General features: G+C 66.4%; 6 protein-coding genes. 4 read left to right on the top strand and 2 right to left on the bottom strand.

Translation table 11 applies throughout. The features are described 5' to 3' along the window. Together VHB27_RS17430 and VHB27_RS17425 are read left to right on the top strand one after the other, a co-directional pair. Nucleotides 1–345 (top strand): ATP-binding cassette domain-containing protein (locus VHB27_RS17430; protein WP_325602800.1); only part of this gene is annotated, 345 nt, incomplete at its 5' end. Continuing rightward, nucleotides 342–986, top strand: a complete 645-nt coding sequence (locus VHB27_RS17425) for an NMCC_0638 family (lipo)protein (protein WP_325602798.1) — start codon at nucleotides 342–344, stop codon at nucleotides 984–986. The genes VHB27_RS17430 and VHB27_RS17425, both read left to right, overlap by 4 nt. Before the next feature lie 266 nt (nucleotides 987–1,252). On the opposite strand, the gene groL is transcribed toward VHB27_RS17425, so the two are convergent. Both groL and groES read right to left on the bottom strand, forming a co-directional pair. Further along, the gene (gene groL, locus VHB27_RS17420) at nucleotides 1,253–2,896 is read right to left on the bottom strand and encodes a chaperonin GroEL (protein ID WP_325602796.1); all 1,644 of its coding nucleotides are present in this window, start codon (nucleotides 2,894–2,896) and stop codon (nucleotides 1,253–1,255) included. A 48-nt stretch (nucleotides 2,897–2,944) separates the two neighbouring features. After that, the gene (gene groES / locus VHB27_RS17415; RefSeq protein WP_325602794.1) at nucleotides 2,945–3,259 is read right to left on the bottom strand and encodes a co-chaperone GroES; all 315 of its coding nucleotides are present in this window, start codon (nucleotides 3,257–3,259) and stop codon (nucleotides 2,945–2,947) included. A 320-nt stretch (nucleotides 3,260–3,579) separates the two neighbouring features. Between groES and VHB27_RS17410 the strand changes: the two genes are divergently transcribed. After that, entirely contained in the window at nucleotides 3,580–3,849 is a 270-nt protein-coding gene (locus VHB27_RS17410) for an usg protein (RefSeq protein WP_325602792.1), read from the top strand. Between the two features lie 268 nt (nucleotides 3,850–4,117). Then, on the top strand, nucleotides 4,118–4,576 hold a 459-nt coding region (locus VHB27_RS17405), incomplete at its 3' end, for a COX15/CtaA family protein (RefSeq protein WP_408904018.1).

Genomic DNA, 4,576 nt, shown 5'->3' with positions numbered 1-4,576 from the left:
CTTTCGGGCGGCATGCAGAAGCGGGTGGCGCTTGCCCGTGCCATCGCCGCCCAGCCCGAGATGCTCTTCTTCGACGAACCCACCACCGGCCTCGATCCGATCCTCGGCGCGGTGATCGACGGGCTGATCGTCGATTGCGTGAAGCGGCTGGGTTCGACGGCGATCGCGATCACGCACGACATGGTCTCGGCGCGGCGGATCGGCGACCGGGCGGCAATGCTGCACAGGGGCCGGATCATCTGGACCGGTTCGGCGTCGGCGCTGATGGACAGCGGCAACCCCGAGGTCGACCAGTTCACTCATGGCCGGCGCGAGGGCCCGATCCAGATGGAGCTGCGGCGTTGAGGCGGCGGCTGGCCGTCCTGTGCCTGCTGTCGCTGGCGGCCGCGGGTCCGGAGGGCAACACGCCGGCCGGCAGCGCCCCCGCGGCGGGAAATGCCGCCGCGGAAAGCGGCCCGGCCAACAGCGCCGCGGGAGCCAATGCCCCAGCGAACGAGGGCGCCGCGAAAGCCGCGCCTCCGGGCAGCCAGCCGGCCGATGACGCGCCGTCGCAGATGGTGGGTTTGTTCATCCAGGGCTGCATGCCGTTCGTGGGCGACGCCAAGGCGCTGCGAGCCTGGGCGGGCAAGCTCGGCCTGTCGGCGCTGCCGGACAAGGTGGCGGCGGTGCTGCTGCACGGCGCGCCCGGAATGGCGTTCGACGGCTCCAACAAGTCGGGCAAGTTCGCGCTGGTGTCGTCCGATGACGGGCTGTGTTCGGTGGTCACCAACAAGGTCACGGAACCGGCGCTGCGCGACGCGCTGGAAGCCGGGTTCACCCAGGCCGGGCTGAAATTCCGGCTGGTGATACAGCGCGACGACAAGACGGTGCAGGCGATCCACGACCGGGAGTACCTGGCCGCGCGCGGAAAGACGGGATGGCGCGTGCTGATGGCGTCGCTGAAGGACGGGATGGGGCAGGGGATGTTGACCGCGGGGCCGGAGTAGGCGACCCGGCAACGCCGTGAACGCCGAGTAGGATGAGCGCCGGCCGCGTGCGCCCAGGCTCAGCAGAAGAAAAACCAAGCCGGTGTGTCTGGTTTTACCGTCTCACCCTTGGGGGCAGTGCACGGCCAAGCCGGGCCGTGACGGGGAAAGGTCACGACCGGCGCACCGCCGGTCCGATGTGCCTCTGCGCCAACGCGATGTCCCAACGAAGAAGGGGCGGACCCGGCGGCCCGCCCCCCTTGTCGTCTCGGAACAAACGATACGGATCAGAAATCCATGCCGTCCATGCCGCCCATTCCGCCGCCGCCCGGCATCGGGGGCGCCTTCTTCTCCGGACGCTCGGCCACCATCGCTTCCGTGGTGATCAGCAGGCCGGAGACCGAAGCCGCGTCCTGCAGAGCCGTGCGGACGACCTTGGTCGGGTCGATGATGCCCGACTTCACCATGTCCTTGAACTCACCGGACTGGGCGTCGTAGCCGTAGTTGTAGTCGTCCTTCTCCAGCGTCTTGCCGGCGATCACCGCGCCGTCTTCGCCGGCGTTCTCGGCGATCTGGCGCAGCGGGGTCTGGATCGCCTTGCGGACGATCTCGATGCCGAAGCGCTGGTCGTCGTTGTCGGCCTTCAGCTTGGACAGCACCAGGGAGGCGCGAGCCAGGGCGACGCCGCCGCCCGGAACGATGCCTTCCTCGACCGCCGCACGGGTGGCGTGCAGCGCGTCGTCAACGCGGTCCTTGCGCTCCTTCACCTCGACCTCGGTGCTGCCGCCGACGCGGATGACGGCCACGCCGCCGGCCAGCTTCGCCAGACGCTCCTGCAGCTTCTCGCGGTCGTAGTCCGAGGTGGTCTCCTCGATCTGCGCCCGGATCTGCGCGCAACGGCCCTGGATGTCGGCCTTCTTGCCCGCGCCTTCGACGATCGTGGTGTTTTCCTTCTCGATCAGGATCTTCTTGGCCTTGCCGAGATCGTTCAGCTTCACGCTCTCGAGCTTGATGCCCAGGTCTTCGCTGATCACCGTGCCGCCGGTCAGGATCGCGATGTCTTCCAGCATCGCCTTGCGACGATCGCCGAAGCCAGGCGCCTTCACCGCCGCGACCTTCAGGCCGCCGCGCAGCTTGTTCACCACCAGGGTCGCCAGGGCCTCACCCTCGACGTCCTCGGCGATGATCACCAGCGGACGGCCGGACTGAACGATGCTTTCCAGCAGCGGCAGCATCGGCTGCAGGCCGGACAGCTTCTTCTCGTGGATCAGGATGTAGGGCTGATCCATCTCGGCGATCATCTTCTCCGCGTTCGTGATGAAGTACGGGGAGACATAGCCGCGGTCGAACTGCATGCCTTCGACGACGTCGAGCTCGGTCTGGATGCCCTTGGCTTCCTCGACCGTGATCACGCCCTCGTTGCCGACCTTCTGCATGGCTTCCGAGATCATCTTGCCGATTTCGGCTTCGCCGTTGGCGCTGATCGTGCCGACCTGGGCAGTCTCGCCCGGGGTCGTGATCTTCTTGGTCTTCTTCTTCAGCTCGTCCACGACGGTGGCGACGGCCTTGTCGATGCCGCGCGTCAGGTCCATCGGGTTCATGCCGGCGGCAACGGCCTTCGCGCCCTCACGGACGATCGACTGCGCCAGGACGGTCGCGGTGGTGGTGCCGTCGCCGGCGATATCGTTGGTCTTCGACGCGACCTCGCGCACCATCTGCGCGCCCATGTTCTCGAACTTGTCGCTCAGCTCGATTTCCTTGGCGACGGTCACGCCGTCCTTGGTGATCCGCGGCGCGCCGAAGCTCTTGTCGAGGACGACGTTGCGGCCCTTGGGACCCAGCGTCACCTTCACCGCGTCAGCCAGAATATCCACGCCACGCAGCATCCGAGCGCGGGCATCGCCGCCGAAGCGAACGTCTTTCGCAGCCATATCTTGATTCCCTATCTAAGTTGTCGAACAGCAGCCAGGCGAAAAGCCTTACGCAGCCTTCTTCTTCGCGGCGCCACCTTCGATGATGCCCATGATGTCGGACTCCTTCATGATCAGGAGCTCCTCACCATCCAGCTTCACTTCGGTGCCGGACCACTTGCCGAACAGGATCTTGTCGCCGGCCTTCACGTCGAGCGGGACAAGCTGGCCCTGTTCGTTGCGAGCGCCGGGGCCAACGGCCACGATCTCGCCTTCCATCGGCTTTTCCTTGGCCGTGTCGGGGATGATGATGCCGCCGGCGGTCTTTTCCTCGGCGGTGAGGCGCCGGACCACGACCCGGTCGTGCAGGGGACGGAATGCCATTCGTATCGCTCCCGAGATATATCTCAGTGGGTGATGATTCGGATTGCCACGTTCGCTCGGAGAGCGCGTCCCCGAACGTCCGTTAGCACTCCCCGGCAGGGAGTGCCAGCGATCTAGTGGTCTGTTCGCGACGTGTCAAGCGTCTGGCAGCACTCTTTTGGCGTGAGTGCTAACTCGCTGAATTTTCGGTGTTTTTCTATTGCGGCTCGCGTGGGATCTCCGACATCATCCTGTCATCCGGCTGCCGCGTCCATGCACGGACCTTCGGCGGAAGCCGGCCGCGCCTGAAAGGACAGAGACTGGAAGGACAGAGACAAGCCATGAGCCTTGCCTTCAAGACCGGGGCCCCACGCGATTACCGCCTGACCACCGCCGAGATCCTCTATCGCCTGCCGGACCATCCGAACCTGCTGCAGAGCTTCATCTGGCAGGATGTGGACATCGCGCCGCGCTACCCGGTGCTGAACAAGTTCCTGGATTTCTGGCGTCGCGAGATCGAGGGCGACCTGCATTCGGTGCGCGTCGCGTCCGTCGAGCTTGGCCGGCGCGGACGGCTGCGCCACGCGGACACGCTGCTGCGCATTCATTGACGTGCCGCGCCTGCTCGTCGTGGACATGCCGCGCCTGCTCGTCGTGGTCTGCCTGCGCCGACCGCGACGATAGAGATGCGCGTGCCGCCCGTTCGCCGATCCCGGCGCGTGCGGGCCTGCACCGACCACGACGGGTGAGGCGCCGGGGCCGTACCGCCGCTTGTCCCGGCGACCATGGCGGGAAGCGCCGCAAGTCGTAACATTTGATTCCAATGACGCGGCGGGTTGCCCTTCTTAATTTGACCGCGACGTTCTATACCATGGGGTCATGCCGTTCGATGTGCATGACTTCCCTGCCGCCTCGCCCATGGACCGCGCCGCGTCGCGCGCCAATCGGCGCCTCGTCGCCACGTGGCTGTTCGTCGTGGCGGGCATGATCGTCGTCATGATCATCCTGGGCGGCGTCACGCGGCTGACCGGGTCGGGCCTGTCGATCATGGAATGGGACCCGCTGATGGGGGTGCTCCCGCCGCTCAGCGACGCGGAATGGCACCGGCTGTTCGACCTGTATAAGCAGATTCCCCAATACAAGCTGGTCAACGAGGGCTTCGGCCTCGCCGGCTTCAAGCAGATCTTCTGGCTGGAATGGACGCACCGGCTTTGGGGGCGGCTGATCGGGCTGGCCTTCTTCGTCCCCCTGGTCTGGCTGTCCGTCACCGGCCGGGTGGAGCGGCGGCTGATCCCCCGGCTCGCGCTGCTGTTCGTGCTGGGGGGGCTGCAGGGCGCG

Origin of the sequence: Rhodopila sp., assembly GCF_035548235.1 — a bacterium.
Lineage (GTDB): Bacteria > Pseudomonadota > Alphaproteobacteria > Acetobacterales > Acetobacteraceae > Rhodopila.
This window is presented reverse-complemented; position numbering and strand designations above follow the sequence as displayed.